The sequence below is a fragment of the Ensifer adhaerens genome (genome assembly GCF_028993555.1).
GTDB classification, from domain to species: domain Bacteria; phylum Pseudomonadota; class Alphaproteobacteria; order Rhizobiales; family Rhizobiaceae; genus Ensifer; species Ensifer adhaerens_I.
In genome coordinates, this window is sequence record NZ_CP118610.1 from 4195083 (window position 1) to 4213586 (window position 18504).

Consider the following 18504-nt stretch of genomic DNA (forward strand, 5'->3'; position numbering starts at 1 on the left):
GGGATTAATGTAGCATAACTTGCTGATGGTCGGACCGCCGGGATCAGGGAAATCCATGCTCGCCGCCCGCCTGCCGTCGATCCTGCCGCCGCTCAATCCGGCCGAACTGCTCGAAGTGTCGATGATCCATTCGATCGCCGGACAATTGCCGGGCGGCAAGCTCTCGGACCGCCGTCCCTTCCGCACGCCGCACCATTCCGCCACCATGGCCGCCATGGTCGGTGGCGGCTTGCGCGCCAAGCCCGGCGAGGCCTCGCTCGCGCATCACGGTGTGCTGTTCCTCGATGAGTTTCCGGAGTTTTCGCCCCAGGTGCTCGATGCGCTCCGTCAGCCGCTCGAAACCGCCGAGTGCATTATCGCCCGCGCCAATCATCGCGTCAGCTATCCTGCCGCCATCCAGCTGATCGCCGCCATGAACCCGTGCCGCTGCGGCATGGCGGGCGAGCCCGGCCGCACCTGCGCGCGCGGCCCGCGCTGCATGTCGGACTATCAGGCGCGCATCTCCGGCCCGTTGATGGATCGCATCGACATCCGCATCGACGTGCCGGCGGTCAGCGCCGCCGACCTGTTGAAGCCGGCGACAGCCGAAAGCAGCGAGGTCGTGGCCCGCCGGGTCGCCCGCGCCCGCGCCTTGCAAATCGATCGCTTCGCCGCCCTCGGCCATGCGGAGCTGACCAGCAATGCCCGGTGTTCGACCTCGATGATCGAGAAGATCGCCGAGCCCGACGCGGCGGGTCTGCAGCTTCTCCGAGACGCCGCCGAGAAGATGAAATTTTCCGCGCGCGGTTACCATCGTGTGCTGAAGGTCGCACGCACGCTCGCCGATCTCGACGGCGCGGCGACGGTCGGTCGTATTCATCTGGCCGAAGCGATTTCTTACCGAATTGCCGGCGAGAGGCTGCAGGCGGCGGCGTAAAGGTCCGTTCGAAAGAAAAGGGCGCCCGCAGGCGCCCTTTTCGATTGCAGGAGAAGCCGTGACTTAACCGCCAAGACCTTCAAACAGCGCTGTCGAGAGATAGCGTTCGGCAAAGGATGGAATGATCACGACGATCGTCTTGCCGGCGTTTTCCTCGCGCTGGCCGACCTCGATTGCCGCCGTCAGTGCGGCGCCGGCAGAGATGCCGACCGGCACGCCTTCGAGTCTCGCGACAAGGCGGGCAGCCTCGATCGCTTCGGCACTGTTGACGGTGACGATCTCGTCATAGATCGAGGTGTCGAGGATTGCAGGCGCAAAACCTGCGCCGATGCCCTGGATCTTGTGCGGGCCGGGGTTGCCGCCGGAGAGCACGGGAGATTCTTCCGGCTCGACCGCGATCACCTTGATCGAGGGCTTGCGCGCCTTCAGCACCTGTCCCGCGCCGGTAATCGTGCCGCCGGTGCCGATGCCGGACACGAAAATGTCGACAGCACCATCGGTATCGTTCCAGATTTCCTCGGCCGTCGTCTTGCGGTGGATTTCCGGGTTGGCCGGGTTTTCGAACTGCTGTGGAATGATGGCGTCAGGCAGGGTCTCGACCAGCTCCTGCGCCTTGGCGATCGCGCCCTTCATGCCCTTGGCACCTTCTGTCAGGACCAGCTCGGCACCGAAGAGCGCCAGCATCTTGCGGCGCTCGACCGACATCGTCTCCGGCATGGTGAGAATGAGCTTGTAGCCCTTGGCGGCGGCAACGAAGGCGAGCGCGATGCCGGTGTTGCCCGAGGTCGGTTCGATCAGCGTCGTGCGGCCGGGAACGATCTTGCCCTGGGCTTCCAGGCTCTCGATCATCGCCACGCCGATGCGGTCCTTGACCGAGGCAATCGGGTTGAAGAATTCAAGTTTGGCGAGCAGGTTTGCCTTGACGCCCTTTTCCCTGGCAAGCTTGTCCAGCCGCACGATGGGTGTGTCGCCGATCGTTTCGGTGATCGAGGAATAGACGCGGCCGCGGCCGGGCTTGCGTGTATCGGACATGGGTTTCTCCCTTGGGCGTGAACTGTCAGCTATGAGAATAGGAACAACGGCCACTCAATTCCAGAACGACAAACACGGCGCGATGATCCGCCGGAGGAAAAAGCACCGGCGAAGTCGTTGTTCGGGAAAAGTTTTTTCAGCTTGCGCGGACGGCGATGTAGGCGGCCGTGCCGGCGAGCACACTGGCCGCAACCCGGTTCAGGGCCTTGAGTGCCTTGGGTTGCTTGAGCAGCAGGCGTGCCCGTGACGCGAGCAGCATGTAGGGCACCAGTACCGTCAGAAGCACCAGGAAGGTCGCCGTCAAAAGCAGGCCGTAGTCGCTGGGGCCGATTGCCTGAATGTCGATCAGCGTCGGAACAAGCGCGACGTAAAACAGCATCGTCTTCGGATTGCCGAGCGTGATCAGCAGGCCGGAGAGGAACGACATGGCGGCACTTGTCGACGGCTTCGCCTTGATGTCCTCCGGCAGCAATCCCGTACTCCAGAGCTTCCAGGCGATGTAGCCGAGATAGAGAACACCGGCGAACTTCACCACCAGAAAGACCGTGGTGAAGGTCTGGGCAATCAGCGCCAGCCCGAGAATGACGGCGGTCAGATAGACCATGTCGCCAAGCGCGATGCCGAGGCCCATGAAGAAGGTCTCGCGGAAACTGGAGCCGAGCGCACGGGCAACCAGCGCCGTCACGCCGGGACCCGGGATGGCCGCAGCGATGAAGAGAGCGCCGCTATAGGCGATGAGAGCCGCGAGCGTCATGGACGGTCCTTCCGATGGTGATGCGAACTTTTAACGCAAACCGCCAACAAAAGGAACTCTCAGAACGACGGCACCTGGATGCCGCGCGACAAAATTGACCCGGTGACAAGTCCAGGCATTGTGCGGCGATGCGAGATGCGTAGAGCTTGCGAAGACAAGCGAAAGGCGCCCCTCATGCCCGAGTTGAAAGACCTCATCGGCTTTGCCCTCCTTGCCCTCGGCATGGTGCTGACGCCGGGGCCGAACATGATCTACCTGATCTCGCGCTCGATCAGCCAGGGGCCGGGCGCCGGATTGATCTCGCTTGGCGGCGTCGCGCTCGGCTTCGTCGTCTACATGCTCTCGGCCGCACTCGGCATCACCGCGCTGCTTCTGGCCGTGCCCTTTGCCTATGATGTGCTCCGCATCGCCGGCGCCGGCTATCTTCTCTATCTCGCCTGGCAGGCAGTCAGGCCCGGCGGGCGTTCGCCGTTTCAGGTCCGTCATCTGCCGAAGGATGGGCCGAAGAAGCTGTTCGTCATGGGCTTTCTGACGAGCCTGCTCAATCCCAAGGTGGCGGTGCTCTATCTTTCGCTACTGCCGCAGTTCATTCGGCCCGAACTCGGCAACGTGCTCGGTCAGTCGCTGGTGTTCGGGTCGATCCAGATCATGACCAGCGTTACCGTCAACGCAATGATCGCCGTTGCCGCCAGCGGCATCGCGGCCTTCCTCGCCGGGAGGCCGCTGTTCATGGTGGTGCAGCGCTGGGCCATGGGCACGGCGCTTTTCGGATTTGCCTTGAGCATGGCGTCGGAGGCGCGGCGTTAATCCGCGCTCGCGTTCTTTCCGGCGACACAATTCCGGATCGAAAACCTCCGGATCGAAAACTGCTTCACACTTTTCCGGGAATTGTTCACTCGAAAACCGGCCGCATGAAGCTGCGCTCGTAGCTGACGATACAGCGCGTCTTGTCCGCATAGGCGAAGGCTTCCTGGCACTCCGGGTCCTTGGCCATTTCCTGGCGGTAGCTCTCGTAGGCCGCAAGGCTTGGAAAGCTGAAGAGCGCGAGCGCTACGTTGTTCGCTCCCTCATGTGGCATGAAGTAGCCGTGATGGGCGCCACCCAGGCGATTGACGAGCGGGATCCAGAGCTTGGCGTAGTGCTCAAACTCGGCGGCCTTGTAGGGGTCGATGATGTATTTCAGGTAGCAGGTGATCATGCGGCTCTCCCTTCGCGTTCACGCTTGATAGAAGAGGGGAGGCGAAGTTTCCAGCCCAGATTCATGCCGGCGGCGGCCATAAGGATCGCGACCGAGCCAAGGATCTGGATCGGCTGCAGCTGATGGCCGAAGGCGATGCGATCGACGACGATGGCGGCGATCGGGTAGATGAAGGAGAGCGCGCCGGTCATATGCGTCGGCAGCCGCTGGATCGCGCCGTAAAGCAGCACATACATCAGCCCGGTGTGGATGACGCCGACGGTGACGAGCATCGACCATTGCGCAGCACCTGACGGGGCGGAGCCAGCGAGCGCCATCGGCGCCAGCATCAGGGTTCCCGTGATCACCTGGATCAATGCGATCAGATGCGGCGGTGTGCCCTTGAGCAGCTTTGTCGCGATCGCGGCGATCGCATAGAAGAAGGCGGCGCCGATCGAAAGCGCTACACCGATCAGATAGCTCTCCGGCGCGAAACCATGGCCGGGCTTGGCGGCGACAATCGCCAGCATGCCGGCGAAGGAGACGGAGAGCCAGAAGATCTTCGTTGCCGTGATCTTCTCGCCGAGAAACACTGCGCCGAGCCCCAGAAGCATGAAGGGCTGGGTGTTGTAGACCATGGTCGCGATCGAGATCGATGCGTGGGAATAGGCGGCAAAGAGCAGCAGCCAGTTGACGACGATCGCGATCCCGCCCACGACCGACAGCAGCAGCATGCGGCGGCTGAAATGCTTCCGGTCGAGCAGGCCGAAGAACCAGGCGATGGCAACGAGCGTGATTGCGCCGAAGACACACCGCCAGAACACCACGCTGGTCACCGGCTGGCCCGACATCAACACGAACCAACCGATGGTGCCTGAGATCAGCATCGCCGCCGTCATCTCGATGCTGCCGCGCCTGAGTTCCGAGTTCATAGTCGCCACCCCCTGGTTGATGATCCGAGAATAGCCGGCCGGTTCCGCATTTTCCATGGATTGGAAAAGGTGATTGTGCGATAATGCCTAATCTTCGAAGTTATACTTGTTGTTTCGGCTTACGGTGGCGCGATGTTGGATGAGATCGACCGACGAATCCTCGACATTCTGGCAGCCAATGCGCGGGTGTCTCTGAAGGAGCTGGCGCAGGAGGCGGGCCTGTCCTCGCCGAGTGCGGCCGATCGGCTGCGCAAGCTGGAAGAGCGCGGCATCCTCGATGGTTTCACGATAGCGCTGAACCCGCTGAAGCTCGGCTATCCCCTGCAGGCAGTGATCCGCGTGCGCCCGATGCCGGGCATGCTGCACATCGTCGAACGGCTGATCCAGGATACACCCGAGATCGTCGAATGCGACAAGGTCACCGGCGACGATTGTTTCATCGCCAAGCTCTTCGTTCGCGACATGACGCAACTCGATACGATCCTCGACCGCATCGCCGAGAAGGCGCAGACCAACACTTCGATCGTCAAGTCGTCACCGGTCAGGCGCCGGCTGCCGCCCTTGATCTAGTTTTTAGAACTGGGGATCTCAGACCCCGGTCGAGCCGAAGCCACCGGCCCCGCGCGTCGTCTCGCTGGCATTGTCGCTCTCGCGGACCGTGGCTTGCGTAACCGGCGCGATCACCATCTGCGCGATGCGCATGTCGCGCTCGATGATGAAGTCCTCGTCGCCGAGATTGACCAGCAGAACCTTCACTTCGCCGCGATAGTCGCTGTCGATGGTGCCGGGTGTGTTGAGGCAGGTGATGCCGTGCTTGAAGGCGAGGCCCGAGCGCGGGCGGATCTGGGCTTCATAGCCTGCGGGCACTTCGAAGATGAAGCCCGTTGGAACGAGAGCGCGTTTGCCCGGGGTGAGCATGAGGGGCCGATCGGCGAGGACGGCCGCGCGCAGATCCATGCCGGCGGCGCCCGCCGTCTCGTAGGCGGGCAGCTCGAGGCCTTCGCCATGCGGCAGCCGAACGAGGTTGAGGGTCGGGCGGGATTCGGAAGGGTGCGTGCTCATGACCGCATAAGCCGGGCGGCAGACGCCTCGGTCAATTGCATAATCGGGGCCGAGCCTGTAAAGGACGCGGCAACTCACAGGATTTTACGACATGGCTGAAACTCTCACCGAGGCGGTTTCCCGCCGCCGCACGTTTGCGATCATTGCCCACCCGGATGCCGGTAAGACCACGCTCACCGAAAAGTTGCTGCTGTTCGGCGGCGCCATCCAGCTCGCCGGTGAAGTCAAGGCCAAGAAGGACCGCATCCAGACCCGTTCGGACTGGATGAAGATCGAGCGCGAACGCGGCATCTCGGTCGTCACCTCGGTGATGACCTTCGAATATGGCGGCAACGTCTTCAACATCCTCGACACGCCCGGCCACGAAGACTTCGCCGATGACACCTACCGCACGCTGACGGCGGTGGATGCCGCAGTCATGGTCATCGACGCCGCCAAGGGTATCGAGCCGCGCACGCTGAAGCTCTTCGAAGTCTGCCGCATGCGCGACATCCCGATCATTACCTTCGTCAACAAGATGGACCGCGAGAGCCGCGATCCCTTCGAGATCCTCGACGAGGTCGAAGAAAAGCTGGCGCTCGACTGCGCGCCGGTCACCTGGCCGATCGGCCGCTCGAAGACCTTCTGCGGTTCCTATCACCTCGCCAACAACACCGTGCGCGGCTCCGACACGCAGGAAATCCCGACCAAGGTCAACGGCCCGGAAATGGCCTCCCATCGCCTGCCGGAAAACGAGCGCGACGCCTTTACCGACGAGCTGTCGCTGGCGATCGAGGCCTGCAAGCCCTTCGACAAGAAGGCTTTCCTCGAAGGTCACCTCACGCCGGTGTTCTTCGGCTCGGCGCTGCGCAACTTCGGTGTGCGCGATCTCATCAACGCGCTCGGCGACATCGCGCCGCCGCCGCGCGACCAGGTGGCCGATATCCGCACGGTGCACGCGACCGACGACAAGATGACGGCCTTCGTCTTCAAGATCCAGGCCAATATGGATCCGAACCATCGCGACCGCATCGCCTTTGCCCGCGTCTGCTCCGGCAAGCTGGAGCGCGGCATGAAGGCACGCCTATCGCGCACCGGCAAGCAGCTGGGCCTGAGTGCCCCGCAGTTCTTCTTCGCCTCGCAGCGCCAGCTCGCCGACACGGCTTACGCCGGCGACGTCGTCGGCATTCCCAACCACGGCACGCTCCGGATCGGTGACACGCTGACCGAGGGCGAACCGCTGGTGTTTCAAGGCGTTCCGAACTTCTCGCCGGAAATCCTGCGCCGCGTGCGGCTCGAGGACGCGATGAAGGCGAAGAAGCTGAAGGAAGCGCTGCAGCAGATGGCCGAAGAAGGCGTCGTCCAGCTGTTCTCGCCCGAGGATGGCTCCCCGGCGATCGTCGGCGTTGTCGGCGCGCTGCAGCTCGACGTCTTGAAGGAGCGCCTCAGCGCCGAATACGGCTTGCCGGTGTCCTTCGAAATGTCGCGCTTCTCCGTCTGCCGCTGGATTTCGTCCGATCAGCCGGCCGAACTCGACAAGTTCGTGACGGCCCGCCGCGGCGACATCGCCCGCGACCTCGATGGCGACCCGGTCTTCCTGGCGCAGGACAGCTTCTCGCTGCGCTACGAGGCGGAACGCTATCCGGCGATCAAGATGGTCGCGATCAAGGAGTATCACGTCGCCAAGGCGGCCTGATTGCTTTCAGTCCGGCCGGCGCCCAAGCGTCGGCCGGCTTCCGGCATCTCAGGTGTTGGACCTAAGTCTTTACGTCGAAAAGTCGAAACGCGGTGACGAGCGATCGAGCATGGCCATGCTCGGGCGAACGCCCCAGGCTGCCGTCGTCGCTTCATGAAGCACGGTCATCAAACGCTCGATATCCTCGACTGCCGTCTCGTGCAGGGCCTCGGCCACAATCAGCGCATGTGTCGTCTGCGGCCGGATCGCCGAATGGCCGCTCTGCCGGTTGGTCCAGCGTCGGGCATGTGCCCGTCCGTCGGCATCCGCAAAGATCACCTCGCCGAATTCCGGATTTTCCGTTTCCCCCGCGAAGGTCAGATAGGTCTCGCTGCCGAGCGCCCGGCGGACATGCAGAAAACCGCTGACGCGTGAGAGGTCGAAGACCGCGATCGGAATGGCGAAGGCGAGCGATGCGGCATTGCAGAGATCGATCAGCGGATGGATCGCCGGCAGATTGCCTTCCTTCCTGAAACGTCTGAGCAACGCCTCGGAGGCCGACCGATACTGTGTCGGCTTCATCCCCATCTTGGCAAAGGCCCGGCGCCATGCCTGGATTTCCGGCAGATCGCTTTCCGATCCGGCGTCGAGGCGGTCGCCGGCAATCGTCTGGAACTGGCGAACATGGTCCCCGAGCGAAACATCGCCGCGTACGCCATCGATGAAGAGCGCGCCGGCGCTGAGTTCCGGAAAATCGCGCCAGATATCGTTTGCGTGCTGGAAGTGCATGGAGGTCCTCCAAATTGGTGGGGTCATTCTGGCTCAAGCCCTCCTGGTGGGTAAGGCGCGCGCTGTTCTTCTACCGGCGCGGATCTGCGGTACGGTGAGGCCAAGCACGGCGGCAAGCACGCAGCCGATCCCGAGCAACTGGTGGTCCCCGATCGGCTCGTCGAGCAAAAGAAAGGCGAAGAGCACGGCCGAGACCGGCGCCAGTGCCGTGAAGACGGAAGCCTCGGTGCCACTCACTTTTGCCGATCCAGCATACCAGAGCAGGAAGCCGGCAACGGTAGGGATGAGGGCATAGTAGACAACCGCAACGATCGCGCCCTGGTCGATCTCTTCAGTCGCATGTGTCTCGAAGAGGGCGGGGATGAGTGACACCGCGAACCCGAGCCCGGCCATCAGTGTCGAGAGGGCGAGTGGGGAGACCTCGGCCTTCACGCGTTTGTTGAGAAGGATGAACAGGCCCTCGCAGATGACGGCGCCGAAAATCAACGCGATGCCGAGCGCAGAATGGCCGCCGCCGTCGCCGGGCTTGAAGATGATCGTGAGCACGCCGAAGGCGGCAAGCGCGATCGCCGCAAGCATCCGGCGGTCGGGGCGCTCTCCGAGAAGCAGGAAGGCGATCGCTGCGGAAACGACGGGGAGAGTGCCGATCACGACGCCCGCGTTGGCCGCAGATGTCAGGCTCAGCCCGGCAATCAGCAGCGTCGTGTAGCCGACGCTGCCGGCTCCTGCCTGGGCGATGAGGATCATCCAGTCGTGCGACCCGAGTTTCGGCCACTGTGTTTTGGTTAGCCGCATCAGCAGCAGGAAAAGCGGAAAGGCGATGGCGAAACGCATGGCCGTCGCTGTGAAGGGGGCGAAGCCGGCGGCAATGATCTTGCTGGCGATCACCGTGCTGCCGACGAGGATCATCGCCAGCGACAGATAGAGGTAGCCCTGAAATTTTTCCGACATGTCCGTTCTCCGTTGCAGTGCCGCGCTTGCCTATGCGCAAAGTGAGCAATGCGCCGGAGGGGGAGGCGGGTCTTGAACGGAATTGCGGGTGCTACTTCCTTGCCTCGGCATAAGCGCCGGGCGAGAGACCGTACTTGCTGACGAACACGCGCGTCATGTGGCTCTGGTCGGCGAAGCCGGCGGCGACTGCCGCTTCTGCCAGCGGTGTGCCCTTGCCGATCAGGCGGCGGGCGAGATCGATGCGGCGCTGCACGATATAGGCATGCGGTGTCAGGCCGACCGATTTCGCGAAGTTGCGCACAAGTTGAAAGCGGCTGAGCCTTGCCTCCGCAGCGAGATCCGCAAGGGTGATTGCCGCCGTCGGATCGTCGTCGATCATCGTTTTTGCGGCGGAGACTGTGGCCGGTTTTTCGCATCGTTCCGGCCGGCCGGTGGCAAGAACGCTTGCGAGCAGCAACAGAAGCCGCTCTTCGCGCCGGATCGTCTCGTCCTTGGCTGTAGGGTCTGTGATTGCCGCAAACAGCATCCGGAACTGATTTGCTGCCTCCGCATCCGTAAAAGCCGGCGATGCAAACTCGCCGGCGTCCGACCGGCCCTGGCTGATATCTTCGGCGGCGGTGGAGATGACGGAAGGATCGAAATACAGCATGCGCCAGGAGCGCCCGGCATCGCCGATCGGCGCGCCATCATGCACCTCGCCAGGATTGACGGTGATCATGTCGCCGGCGCCGGCCTCGATCATGCCGCGGCCGCTGAGCGACTTCTGGGCGCCCTGGTAGATGAGGCCGATGCCGAATTGGTCATGGGTATGGCGGGCGAAGGAATGGCGCGTCTCCGCCTCGACCGCGTCTATGCCCGCGGTCGCGCTCTGCAGCATCCTGAATTGACCCCTTGGCATCCGTGCGCCGATCCTTTGCTCAAAGACTTCTACATCCTTCGGGTGCATCCCGCCATCGTCCTGACTTCGCCCATTCATTTGGCGATGTGAGTAGAAATTATGCAAAATATAAGTTTGTTGAAACATTAGGCAAAATCTGTTGCGGAATTTGCTGCGCTGCATCATGATCGAGCCATGACGCACCGGGACCTCACCATTCTCGTGATCGACGAGAACGCCATCCGCGCCTCGATCATCGAGGAGGGCTTGCATGAGGCCGGCCATCGCAAGGTCACGGTCATCCACGAGGTCCAGCGCATGGCCCGCACCATCGAGAGGCTGAGGCCCGATGTCATCGTCATCGATATCGAAAACCCCAACCGCGACATGATGGAGCATTTGTTTCAGCTCACCCGCACCGTTGGGCGGCCGATCGCCATGTTTGTCGACCGTTCCGACACGGCCTCGATCGAGGCGGCGGTGGAGGCCGGCGTTTCCGCCTATGTCGTCGATGGGCTGAAGAAGGAGCGCGTCAAGCCGATCCTCGACATGGCTGTCAGCCGCTTCAACGCCTTCAGTCGGCTCCAGCGCGAACTCGCCGATGCCAAGTCGGCGCTGGAGGAGCGCAAGGTGATCGAACGCGCCAAGGGCATCCTGATGAAGATGCGCGGTCTCTCCGAGGATGAGGCCTTCGCGCTGCTGCGCCAGACGGCGATGAACGAAAAGAAGAAGATGTCGGAGATCGCGCAAAGCGTAGTGACGGCAGCGGGCCTGCTGATGTGATGCGTGCGCTGGCGGCCGAGCGGTCGGAAGGAGACAGTGGAGTGAACGTCATGACGACCATCGACAACTCGCGGCCCGGCGCGGCGATGGGCGAAGGGTTGCCTGCGCCCGTGCGGCTCAGCGGCGAAGGGGCGCGTACGATCCGCGCCGGCTTCATTCCGCTGGTCGATGCCTCCGTGCTGATCGCAGCGGCGGAACTCGGTTTCGCCCGCAAGGAGGGGCTGACGCTCGATCTCGTCAAGGACGTTTCCTGGGCCAATGTGCGCGACCGCCTTGCCTTTCGTCAGTTCGATATCGCCCACATGCTGTCGCCAATGCCGGTTGCAGCCATGCTTGGCCTCGGCTCCAATCCCTCGCCGACGGTCGCCCCGTTCTCGCTCGGGCGCGGCGGCAATGCGATAACGCTTTCCAACCGGCTCTTCGCCCGCATGCAGGAGGAAGGTGGCCTTGGCAAGCCAGAGGATGCGCTCGCCTATGCGCGTGCGCTCGCAGCGGTGCTTGCCCACATGCGCAAAAGCGGTGAAGCGCCGCCGACACTCGGCGTCACCTATCCCTTTTCCTCGCACAATTACGAGTTTCGCTATTGGCTGGCCGCCGGTGGCATCGATCCCGACCGCGACGTCAGGCTCGTCGTCGTGCCGCCGCCGCTGACTTCGGATGCACTGGCCGCCGGCGCCATCGACGGTTTCTGCGTCGGCGCGCCCTGGAACATGGTGGCCTCCGAGCGTGGCCTCGGACGTATCGTCGCCGCCAAGCAGGACATCTGGCCATCCGCGCCGGAAAAGGTGATCGGCATGCGGCCCGAATGGGCCGAGAGTAACGCCGAAACGGTGTCGCATCTGATCCTGGCGTTCGATCGGGCAGCACGCTGGTGCGACGAGCCGGATAATCGCGGCACGCTTGCCGAACTGCTCGCCGCCCCCCGCTACATCGGTGCCCCGGTCGAAATCATCCGCCGGGTCCTCGCCGGAGAGTTCACCATCGATGCGGCCGGCAACAGGCGTGTAATCGACGACTACTTCGTCTTTCACCGAGACCACGCCAACTATCCACGTCCCGGCCAGGCGTTGTGGATCTACAGCCAGATGGCCCGCTGGGGGCAGGTGCGGCTGTCGCCCGGGATGCAGGCGATTGCGGCTGCCGCCTATCGCCCCGACCTCTATCGTCGGGCGCTCGGCGAGGCAGCTGCTCCCGCCGATGCGGATGTTCGTATCGAGGGCGACAGACCAGGCGAGCGCTTCATGGATGGACACGTTTTCGATCCCGCTGACGTCGAGACCTATGTCCGTTCCTTCCCGGTCCGCGCTTCGGCAGAAGCCGCTCCCGTCGAGGCGGAGGGCTGACGATGGCGCACCATGTTTGTGCAGAGTCCGGGCGTGAAATATGTGCGTCGCACAATAATTCAGCAGATTCTACAATAGCCGCATTTGTGGGCGCCGCATCCGCATCCGCAAATTACGTTTTGAATTCAATCCACTAAGGCCGCGCAGGCGAACTGGCACGGCCCTTGCTTTTCTAGAAATGCTCCGGTCAACGGCGATCGAAGCGAGCTCAAACGCCAGATCGCGTTTGCCAACGACACCGACGTCGCAAGGTTTTTGTTCCCGTGGGTTCCTCCCGATCCCGGACGCAATCACCGAGCGGCGTTTTTTTATGTCCGGTTTTTCGACCCGAGCAGAGGGACCTGCGCATGACCAAGTTTTTGACCGGCGGTCTGACCCGCCGAAACCTGCTGAAGACCACGGCAACCGCCGCCCTGTTCGGCGCGGTCAAGTCGGCCTTCCCATCCGGTGCCCTTGCGCAAGCCTCCGGGCCGGAAACCACGAAGGCCGTACTCGGCTTCATCGCGCTCACCGACTCCGCACCGCTGATCATCGCCAAGGAGAAAGGCCTCTTCGACAAGTACGGCATGACCGAAGTCGAGGTGGTCAAGCAGGCCTCCTGGGGCACGACGCGTGACAACCTGGTGCTCGGCTCCGCCGGTGCCGGCATCGATGGCGCCCATATCCTGACGCCGATGCCCTACCTGATCTCGACCGGCAAGGTCACTCAGAACAACCAGCCGCTGCCGATGGCAATCCTCGCCCGCCTCAATCTCGATGCGCAGGCGATCTCGGTCGGCCAGGCCTATGCCGATCTCAAGGTCGGGATCGACGCCGCCGCCCTCAAGGAAGCCTTCGCCAAAAAGAAGGCGGAAGGTGCCGCCGCCAAGGTGGCGATGACCTTCCCCGGCGGCACCCATGATCTCTGGATCCGCTACTGGCTCGCTGCCGGCGGGATCGACCCGGATACGGACGTCGAAACCATCGTCGTCCCGCCGCCGCAGATGGTCGCCAACATGAAAGTCGGCACCATGGACTGTTTCTGCGTCGGCGAGCCCTGGAACGAGCAACTCGTCAACCAGAAGATCGGCTACACCGCCGTCAACACCGCCGAGATCTGGAACGAGCATCCGGAAAAATCCTTCGCCATGCGGGCCGACTGGGTGGAGAAAAACCCGCGTGCTGCCAAGGCGCTCACCATGGCGATCCAGGAGGCGGCGCAATGGTGCGACGACATGGCCAACAAGGACGAGCTGGCGAAAATCGTCGGCAAACGTAGCTGGTTCAACGTGCCGCCGAAGGACATCGTCGATCGGCTCAAGGGTGAATACGTCTACGGCAACGGCAAGGTCGTCGAACAGAGCCCGCACTTCATGAAGTTCTGGCGCGACCACGCCTCCTATCCGTTCCAGAGCCACGACACCTGGTTCCTGACCGAGAACATCCGCTGGGGCAAGTTCGCGCCCGATACCGACATCAAGGCGCTCGTTGCAAAGGTCAATCGCGAGGATATCTGGCGTGAGGCCGCCAAGGATCTGGGCATCACCGACGTGCCGGCATCCACCTCGCGCGGCATCGAAAAATTCTTCGACGGCAAGGTCTTCGATCCCGCGGATCCGCAAGCCTACCTCAAGAGCCTTTCCATCTCGCGTGTCGCCTGACCACTGCCGATGCTGGCCGGCGTGACGGCCAGCTACCGCTTACGAATTCCAAGGAGAACGGCATGACCGTCACCAATCTCAAACTCAAGGAGCAGCCGGCACCACGACCCGCCGCCCGGGTGATTGCCTTTACCCGGTCGGCGAAGCCCGGAAGCAGCCGTCCGTTGCTCGCAAGGCTCGCTGCCGGCGCCGCAAACATCGCGCCGCTCATCGTCACGCTTTCTCTGATCCTGATTGCCTGGCAGATCCTCTGTTCCGCGCCCGATTCCAGCCTGCCGTCGCCGACGCGTGTGATGGAAGAAAGCTGGGAACTGATCGCCCATCCCTTCTATGTCGGCCAGGGCGTGGACCAGGGCCTGTTCTGGCACATCGCGGCGAGCCTGCAGCGCGTTGCGGTCGGCTATGCGCTCGCGGCTGTGGTCGGCATTGCCCTCGGCGCGCTGGTCGGCCAGAGCCAGCTTGCCATGCGCGGCCTCGATCCGATCTTCCAGGTGTTGCGCACCGTGCCGCCGCTCGCCTGGCTGCCCTTGTCGCTCGCCGCCTTCCAGGACGGCAACCCGTCGGCGATCTTCGTGATCTTCATCACCGCCATCTGGCCGATCATCATCAACACTGCCGTTGGCATCCGCAACATTCCGCAGGATTACCAGAACGTCGCCAGGGTGCTGCGCCTCAACGCCTTCGAGTACTTTTCGAAGATCATGCTGCCGGCCGCCGCCCCCTACATCTTCACCGGCCTGCGCATCGGCATCGGTCTCTCGTGGCTGGCGATCGTTGCCGCTGAAATGCTGATCGGCGGCGTCGGCATCGGCTTCTTCATCTGGGATGCGTGGAACTCCTCGCTGATCAGCGACATCATCGTCGCGCTTCTCTATGTCGGCATCGTCGGCTTCCTGCTCGATCGCCTCATCGCACTCGTTGGCCGCGTCGTCACCCGCGGCACCGCAACCGCTTGAGAGAGGCCAAAGCCATGACCAAAAGCTATCTTTCGCTCGAACTGATCGACAAGAGTTTTGAACGCGGCGGCGTGCGGACGGAAGTCCTGAACCAAGTGTCGCTGTCTGTCGACAGAGGCGAGTTCATCTCGATCATCGGCCATTCCGGCTGCGGCAAGTCCACCCTGCTCAACATCGTCGCCGGCCTGACACTGGCGACCACCGGCGTCGTTTTGCTCGACGGCCGCGTTGCCGACGAGCCGGGGCCGGACCGCGCCGTCGTCTTCCAGAACCACTCGCTGCTGCCCTGGCTGACGGTCTACGAGAACGTCCGCCTCGGCGTCGACAAGGTCTTCTCGGCAACGAAGAGCAAGGCCGAGAGGCATGACTGGACGATGCGCAATCTCGAACTGGTGCAGATGGCGCACGCGGTCGAGAAGCGCCCTTCCGAAATCTCCGGCGGCATGAAGCAGCGTGTCGGAATCGCCCGTGCGCTCGCCATGGAACCCAAGGTGCTGCTGCTCGATGAGCCCTTCGGCGCGCTCGACGCGCTGACCCGGGCGCATCTGCAGGATCAGGTGATGCAGATCCACGGCGAGCTCGGCAACACCGTGCTGATGATCACCCACGATGTCGACGAGGCCGTGCTGCTTTCCGATCGCATCGTCATGATGACCAACGGGCCATCGGCTCGCATCGGCGAAATCCTCGAGGTGCCGCTCGCCCGCCCGCGCCGGCGCATCGAGCTTGCCGGCGACCGGACCTATCTCAAATGCCGCGAAGCCGTGCTCAAGTTCCTCTACGAGCGCCACCGCTTCGTCGAAGCTGCGGAGTGATCCCCATGGCTCATCAGACACCTGAGAAACTCGTGATCATCGGCAACGGCATGGCGCCGGGCCGTATGCTCGAGGAACTGTTCGAAAAGGCGCTTGGCCGCTACGAAGTGACGATCTTCAACGCCGAGCCGCGCGTCAATTACGACCGGATCATGCTGTCGCCGGTGCTTTCGGGCGAGAAGGCCTATGAGGACATCGTCATCCATGGCGACGCCTGGTACGAGGCGCACGGCGTAACCCTGCACAAGGGCGCAAAGGTCAGCCACATCGACCGCACAGCCCGCACGGTGACCTCGGAAAGCGGCATCACGGTCGGCTACGACAAGCTGGTGATTGCCACCGGCTCCAGCCCGTTCATCATCCCGGTTCCCGGCCATGACCTGCCCGGCGTGCTCGCCTATCGCGATCTCGACGACGTCGAGAAGATGCTCACCGCCAGCCGCAAGGGCGGCCGTGCCATCGTCATCGGCGCCGGCCTGCTCGGCCTCGAGGCCGCTTACGGCCTGAAGCGCCAGGGCATGGATGTTACCGTGATTCACCTGATGCCGACAATCATGGAGCGCCAGCTCGATCCGGCCGCCGCTTATCTTCTGGAAAAGGCGCTGACCGAACGCGGCATCGACATCATCACCAAGGCCAACACCAGGCGCATCCTCGGCGAGGACAAGGTCGAGGGCATCGAACTCGAGGACGGCCGGATCATTGAAGGCTCGATCGTCGTCATGGCCGTCGGCATTCGTCCGGCCTCCGGTCTCGCCAAGGAAGCCGGTATCGCCGTCAACCGCGGCATCGTCGTCGACGACGGCATGATGACCTCCGACGCCTCGGTCTTTGCGCTTGGCGAATGTGCCGAACATCGCGGCATGTGCTACGGCCTGGTCGCCCCCCTCTACGAAAGCGCCAAGGTGCTCGCCGACCGGCTGGCTGGAGGCGACGCGGAGTATCACGGCTCGGTCACCAATACGAAGCTCAAGGTCACCGGCATCAACCTTTTTTCGGCGGGCGACTTCGCCGATGGCGAGGGGCGCGAGGAGATTGTGCTGCGCGACGCCACCGCCGGTGTCTACAAGCGCCTGGTTCTCAAGGACAACCGTATCATCGGCGCGGTGCTCTACGGCGAGACTTCGGACGGTTCCTGGTTCTTCGACCTGATGAAGAAGGCGGCCGATATCACCGCCATGCGCGAAACCCTGATCTTCGGCCAAGCCTACCAGGGAGGATCGCCGCTGGACCCTATGGCGGCCGTTGCAGCCTTGCCGGATGATGCGGAGATCTGCGGCTGCAACGGCGTCTGCAAGGGTAAGATTATCCAGACGATTGGTGCGAAGGGCCTGACCTCGCTTGACGACGTGCGTGCCCATACCAAGGCGTCCGCCTCCTGTGGCTCCTGCACCGGACTTGTCGAGCAACTGATGACGCTGACGCTCGGCGACACCTACAATCCGGCCGCCGTGCAGCCGATGTGCACCTGCACCGAACTCGGCCACGACGATGTGCGCCGGCTGATCAAGGCCAAGGGTCTGAAGACCATTCCGGCCGTCATGCAGGAGCTGGAGTGGAAGACCTCCTGCGGCTGCGCCAAGTGCCGACCGGCGCTCAACTACTACCTCGTCTGCGACTGGCCGGACGAATATGCCGACGACTACCAGTCGCGGTTCATCAACGAGCGCGTCCATGCCAACATCCAGAAGGACGGCACCTATTCGGTCGTGCCGCGCATGTGGGGCGGCGTCACCAATTCCGGCGAGTTGCGGGCGATCGCCGATGTGGTCGACAAGTTCGAGATCCCGCTCGTCAAGGTGACGGGCGGCCAGCGCATCGACCTGCTCGGCATCGAGAAGGAAGACCTGCCGGCCGTCTGGGCCGATCTCGGCAAGGCCGGCTTCGTTTCCGGTCAGGCCTATGCCAAGGGCCTGCGCACGGTGAAGACCTGCGTCGGCTCCGACTGGTGCCGCTTCGGCACGCAGGATTCGACCGGTCTCGGCATTCGCATCGAAAAGTTCATGTGGGGTTCCTGGACGCCCGCCAAGCTGAAGATGGCGGTCTCCGGCTGTCCGCGCAATTGCGCGGAAGCGACCTGCAAGGACATCGGCGTCATCTGCGTCGACTCGGGCTTCGAGATCCATTTTGCCGGTGCCGCCGGTCTCGACATCAAGGGCACGGAAGTTCTCGGGCTGGTGAAGACCGAGGACGAGGCGCTGGAGCACATCGTGGCGCTGACGCAGATGTATCGCGAACAGGCCCGCTATCTCGAGCGCATCTACAAATGGGCCAAACGCGTCGGTCTCGACGAAATCCGCCGCCAGATCATGGGTGATGCGGGCAAGCGCAAGGCCTATTTCGATCGCTTCGTCTTCAGTCAGAAGTTCGCCCAGGTCGATCCCTGGTCGGAGCGCGTCTCCGGCAAGGACAAGCACGAGTTCCGGCCGATGGCATCGGTCGGCTTTTCTCAAGCCGCGGAGTGAGAGGAATGGATATGAACTGGTCGAACGAAACCTGGCATCCGATCGGCGATATCTCGGACATACCGTTGAGGGGCGCGCGTTGCGTGAAGACGCCACAGGGCAAGATTGCCGTGTTCCGCACCGCCGAAAGCGAGGTCTTCGCCATCGAGGATCACTGCCCGCACAAGGGCGGACCGTTGTCGCAGGGCATCGTCCACGGCACGGCGGTGACCTGCCCCTTGCACAACTGGGTGATTTCGCTCGAAACCGGCAAGGCGCTCGGCGCCGACGAGGGCGCGGTGCGCACGATCCCGGTGCGCAATGACGGCGGCGCGCTGTTCATCGCGCTCGAAAGCCTGCTGATCGCGGCGGAATAGCC

Annotated in this window: 18 protein-coding genes and 1 pseudogene; 11 read left to right on the forward strand and 8 right to left on the reverse strand. The window is 63.2% G+C overall.

The genetic code is table 11. The features are described 5' to 3' along the window. Positions 1-13: 13 nt before the first annotated feature. Positions 14-916 (forward strand): annotated as a pseudogene (locus PWG15_RS20270) (YifB family Mg chelatase-like AAA ATPase); the annotation flags it as partial. Between the two features lie 63 nt (positions 917-979). Here PWG15_RS20270 and cysK read toward each other — a convergent pair. Further along, entirely contained in the window at positions 980-1948 is a 969-nt protein-coding gene (gene cysK, locus PWG15_RS20275) for a cysteine synthase A (RefSeq protein WP_275022379.1), read from the reverse strand. 136 nt (positions 1949-2084) lie between these two features. After that, positions 2085-2702, reverse strand: coding sequence for a LysE family translocator (locus tag PWG15_RS20280; RefSeq protein WP_275022380.1), 618 nt, complete (start codon positions 2700-2702; stop codon positions 2085-2087). Between the two features lie 174 nt (positions 2703-2876). Between PWG15_RS20280 and PWG15_RS20285 the strand changes: the two genes are divergently transcribed. After that, the gene (locus PWG15_RS20285) at positions 2877-3509 is read left to right on the forward strand and encodes a LysE family translocator (RefSeq protein WP_275022381.1); all 633 of its coding nucleotides are present in this window, start codon (positions 2877-2879) and stop codon (positions 3507-3509) included. An 85-nt stretch (positions 3510-3594) separates the two neighbouring features. Here the strand turns inward: PWG15_RS20285 and PWG15_RS20290 are convergent, their stop codons facing one another. After that, on the reverse strand, positions 3595-3900 hold the full coding sequence (locus PWG15_RS20290; protein WP_275022382.1) for an NIPSNAP family protein: 306 nt from the start codon (positions 3898-3900) through the stop codon (positions 3595-3597). Further along, a complete protein-coding gene (locus PWG15_RS20295; RefSeq protein WP_275022384.1) occupies positions 3897-4811 on the reverse strand; it encodes a DMT family transporter in 915 nt (304 codons plus the stop codon). Before PWG15_RS20295 ends, PWG15_RS20290 begins: the two co-directional genes overlap by 4 nt. Positions 4812-4943: 132 nt before the next feature. Here PWG15_RS20295 and PWG15_RS20300 point away from each other — a divergent pair, with 132 nt between their 5' ends. After that, positions 4944-5381 (forward strand): Lrp/AsnC family transcriptional regulator, encoded by a 438-nt coding sequence (locus tag PWG15_RS20300; protein WP_275022385.1) that lies wholly within the window; start codon positions 4944-4946, stop codon positions 5379-5381. An 18-nt stretch (positions 5382-5399) separates the two neighbouring features. Here the strand turns inward: PWG15_RS20300 and dut are convergent, their stop codons facing one another. Next, positions 5400-5873, reverse strand: a complete 474-nt coding sequence (dut, locus tag PWG15_RS20305; protein ID WP_275022386.1) for a dUTP diphosphatase — start codon at positions 5871-5873, stop codon at positions 5400-5402. Positions 5874-5964: 91 nt separating this feature from the next. On the opposite strand from dut, the gene PWG15_RS20310 reads away from it, so the two are divergent. Continuing rightward, complete coding sequence (locus tag PWG15_RS20310; protein ID WP_275022387.1) at positions 5965-7548, forward strand: peptide chain release factor 3; 1584 nt, start codon at positions 5965-5967, stop codon at positions 7546-7548. Between the two features lie 69 nt (positions 7549-7617). On the opposite strand, the gene PWG15_RS20315 is transcribed toward PWG15_RS20310, so the two are convergent. The 3 genes from PWG15_RS20315 to PWG15_RS20325 form a co-directional block, all read right to left on the reverse strand. Continuing rightward, complete coding sequence (locus PWG15_RS20315) at positions 7618-8316, reverse strand: B3/B4 domain-containing protein (protein ID WP_275022389.1); 699 nt, start codon at positions 8314-8316, stop codon at positions 7618-7620. A 33-nt stretch (positions 8317-8349) separates the two neighbouring features. Further along, the gene (locus PWG15_RS20320) at positions 8350-9267 is read right to left on the reverse strand and encodes a DMT family transporter (protein ID WP_275022390.1); all 918 of its coding nucleotides are present in this window, start codon (positions 9265-9267) and stop codon (positions 8350-8352) included. A gap of 91 nt (positions 9268-9358) precedes the next feature. After that, positions 9359-10165, reverse strand: a complete 807-nt coding sequence (locus PWG15_RS20325; RefSeq protein WP_275022391.1) for an AraC family transcriptional regulator — start codon at positions 10163-10165, stop codon at positions 9359-9361. Between the two features lie 174 nt (positions 10166-10339). On the opposite strand from PWG15_RS20325, the gene PWG15_RS20330 reads away from it, so the two are divergent. From PWG15_RS20330 to nirD, 7 genes are all read left to right on the forward strand, one after another. Then, positions 10340-10927, forward strand: coding sequence for an ANTAR domain-containing response regulator (locus PWG15_RS20330; protein WP_275022392.1), 588 nt, complete (start codon positions 10340-10342; stop codon positions 10925-10927). A 41-nt stretch (positions 10928-10968) separates the two neighbouring features. Further along, complete coding sequence (locus tag PWG15_RS20335) at positions 10969-12270, forward strand: CmpA/NrtA family ABC transporter substrate-binding protein (protein ID WP_425536723.1); 1302 nt, start codon at positions 10969-10971, stop codon at positions 12268-12270. A gap of 347 nt (positions 12271-12617) precedes the next feature. After that, positions 12618-13910 carry a CmpA/NrtA family ABC transporter substrate-binding protein gene (locus PWG15_RS20340; protein WP_275022394.1) on the forward strand — a complete coding sequence of 431 codons (1293 nt, stop codon included), beginning with the start codon at positions 12618-12620 and terminating at the stop codon, positions 13908-13910. 62 nt (positions 13911-13972) lie between these two features. Next, complete coding sequence (gene ntrB, locus PWG15_RS20345; RefSeq protein WP_275022395.1) at positions 13973-14866, forward strand: nitrate ABC transporter permease; 894 nt, start codon at positions 13973-13975, stop codon at positions 14864-14866. Between the two features lie 14 nt (positions 14867-14880). Beyond that, positions 14881-15681, forward strand: a complete 801-nt coding sequence (locus tag PWG15_RS20350) for an ABC transporter ATP-binding protein (RefSeq protein WP_275022396.1) — start codon at positions 14881-14883, stop codon at positions 15679-15681. Positions 15682-15686: 5 nt separating this feature from the next. After that, a complete protein-coding gene (gene nirB / locus PWG15_RS20355; protein WP_275022397.1) occupies positions 15687-18146 on the forward strand; it encodes a nitrite reductase large subunit NirB in 2460 nt (819 codons plus the stop codon). 5 nt (positions 18147-18151) lie between these two features. Then, positions 18152-18502 carry a nitrite reductase small subunit NirD gene (gene nirD, locus PWG15_RS20360; RefSeq protein ID WP_275022398.1) on the forward strand — a complete coding sequence of 117 codons (351 nt, stop codon included), beginning with the start codon at positions 18152-18154 and terminating at the stop codon, positions 18500-18502. Positions 18503-18504: the final 2 nt, after the last annotated feature.

Bases quoted from the DNA above. Each gene is read 5' to 3' on its own strand.
- PWG15_RS20295 (WP_275022384.1), bottom strand. From the start codon at position 4,811: ATGAACTCGGAACTCAGGCGCGGCAGCATCGAGATGACGGCGGCGATG.
- PWG15_RS20340 (WP_275022394.1), top strand. From the start codon at position 12,618: ATGACCAAGTTTTTGACCGGCGGTCTGACCCGCCGAAACCTGCTGAAG.
- PWG15_RS20290 (WP_275022382.1), bottom strand. From the start codon at position 3,900: ATGATCACCTGCTACCTGAAATACATCATCGACCCCTACAAGGCCGCC.
- PWG15_RS20330 (WP_275022392.1), top strand. From the start codon at position 10,340: ATGACGCACCGGGACCTCACCATTCTCGTGATCGACGAGAACGCCATC.
- nirD (WP_275022398.1), top strand. From the start codon at position 18,152: ATGGATATGAACTGGTCGAACGAAACCTGGCATCCGATCGGCGATATC.
- cysK (WP_275022379.1), bottom strand. From the start codon at position 1,948: ATGTCCGATACACGCAAGCCCGGCCGCGGCCGCGTCTATTCCTCGATC.
- PWG15_RS20300 (WP_275022385.1), top strand. From the start codon at position 4,944: ATGTTGGATGAGATCGACCGACGAATCCTCGACATTCTGGCAGCCAAT.
- PWG15_RS20315 (WP_275022389.1), bottom strand. From the start codon at position 8,316: ATGCACTTCCAGCACGCAAACGATATCTGGCGCGATTTTCCGGAACTC.
- ntrB (WP_275022395.1), top strand. From the start codon at position 13,973: ATGACCGTCACCAATCTCAAACTCAAGGAGCAGCCGGCACCACGACCC.
- nirB (WP_275022397.1), top strand. From the start codon at position 15,687: ATGGCTCATCAGACACCTGAGAAACTCGTGATCATCGGCAACGGCATG.
- PWG15_RS20285 (WP_275022381.1), top strand. From the start codon at position 2,877: ATGCCCGAGTTGAAAGACCTCATCGGCTTTGCCCTCCTTGCCCTCGGC.
- PWG15_RS20280 (WP_275022380.1), bottom strand. From the start codon at position 2,702: ATGACGCTCGCGGCTCTCATCGCCTATAGCGGCGCTCTCTTCATCGCT.
- PWG15_RS20310 (WP_275022387.1), top strand. From the start codon at position 5,965: ATGGCTGAAACTCTCACCGAGGCGGTTTCCCGCCGCCGCACGTTTGCG.
- PWG15_RS20320 (WP_275022390.1), bottom strand. From the start codon at position 9,267: ATGTCGGAAAAATTTCAGGGCTACCTCTATCTGTCGCTGGCGATGATC.
- PWG15_RS20350 (WP_275022396.1), top strand. From the start codon at position 14,881: ATGACCAAAAGCTATCTTTCGCTCGAACTGATCGACAAGAGTTTTGAA.
- dut (WP_275022386.1), bottom strand. From the start codon at position 5,873: ATGAGCACGCACCCTTCCGAATCCCGCCCGACCCTCAACCTCGTTCGG.
- PWG15_RS20325 (WP_275022391.1), bottom strand. From the start codon at position 10,165: ATGCCAAGGGGTCAATTCAGGATGCTGCAGAGCGCGACCGCGGGCATA.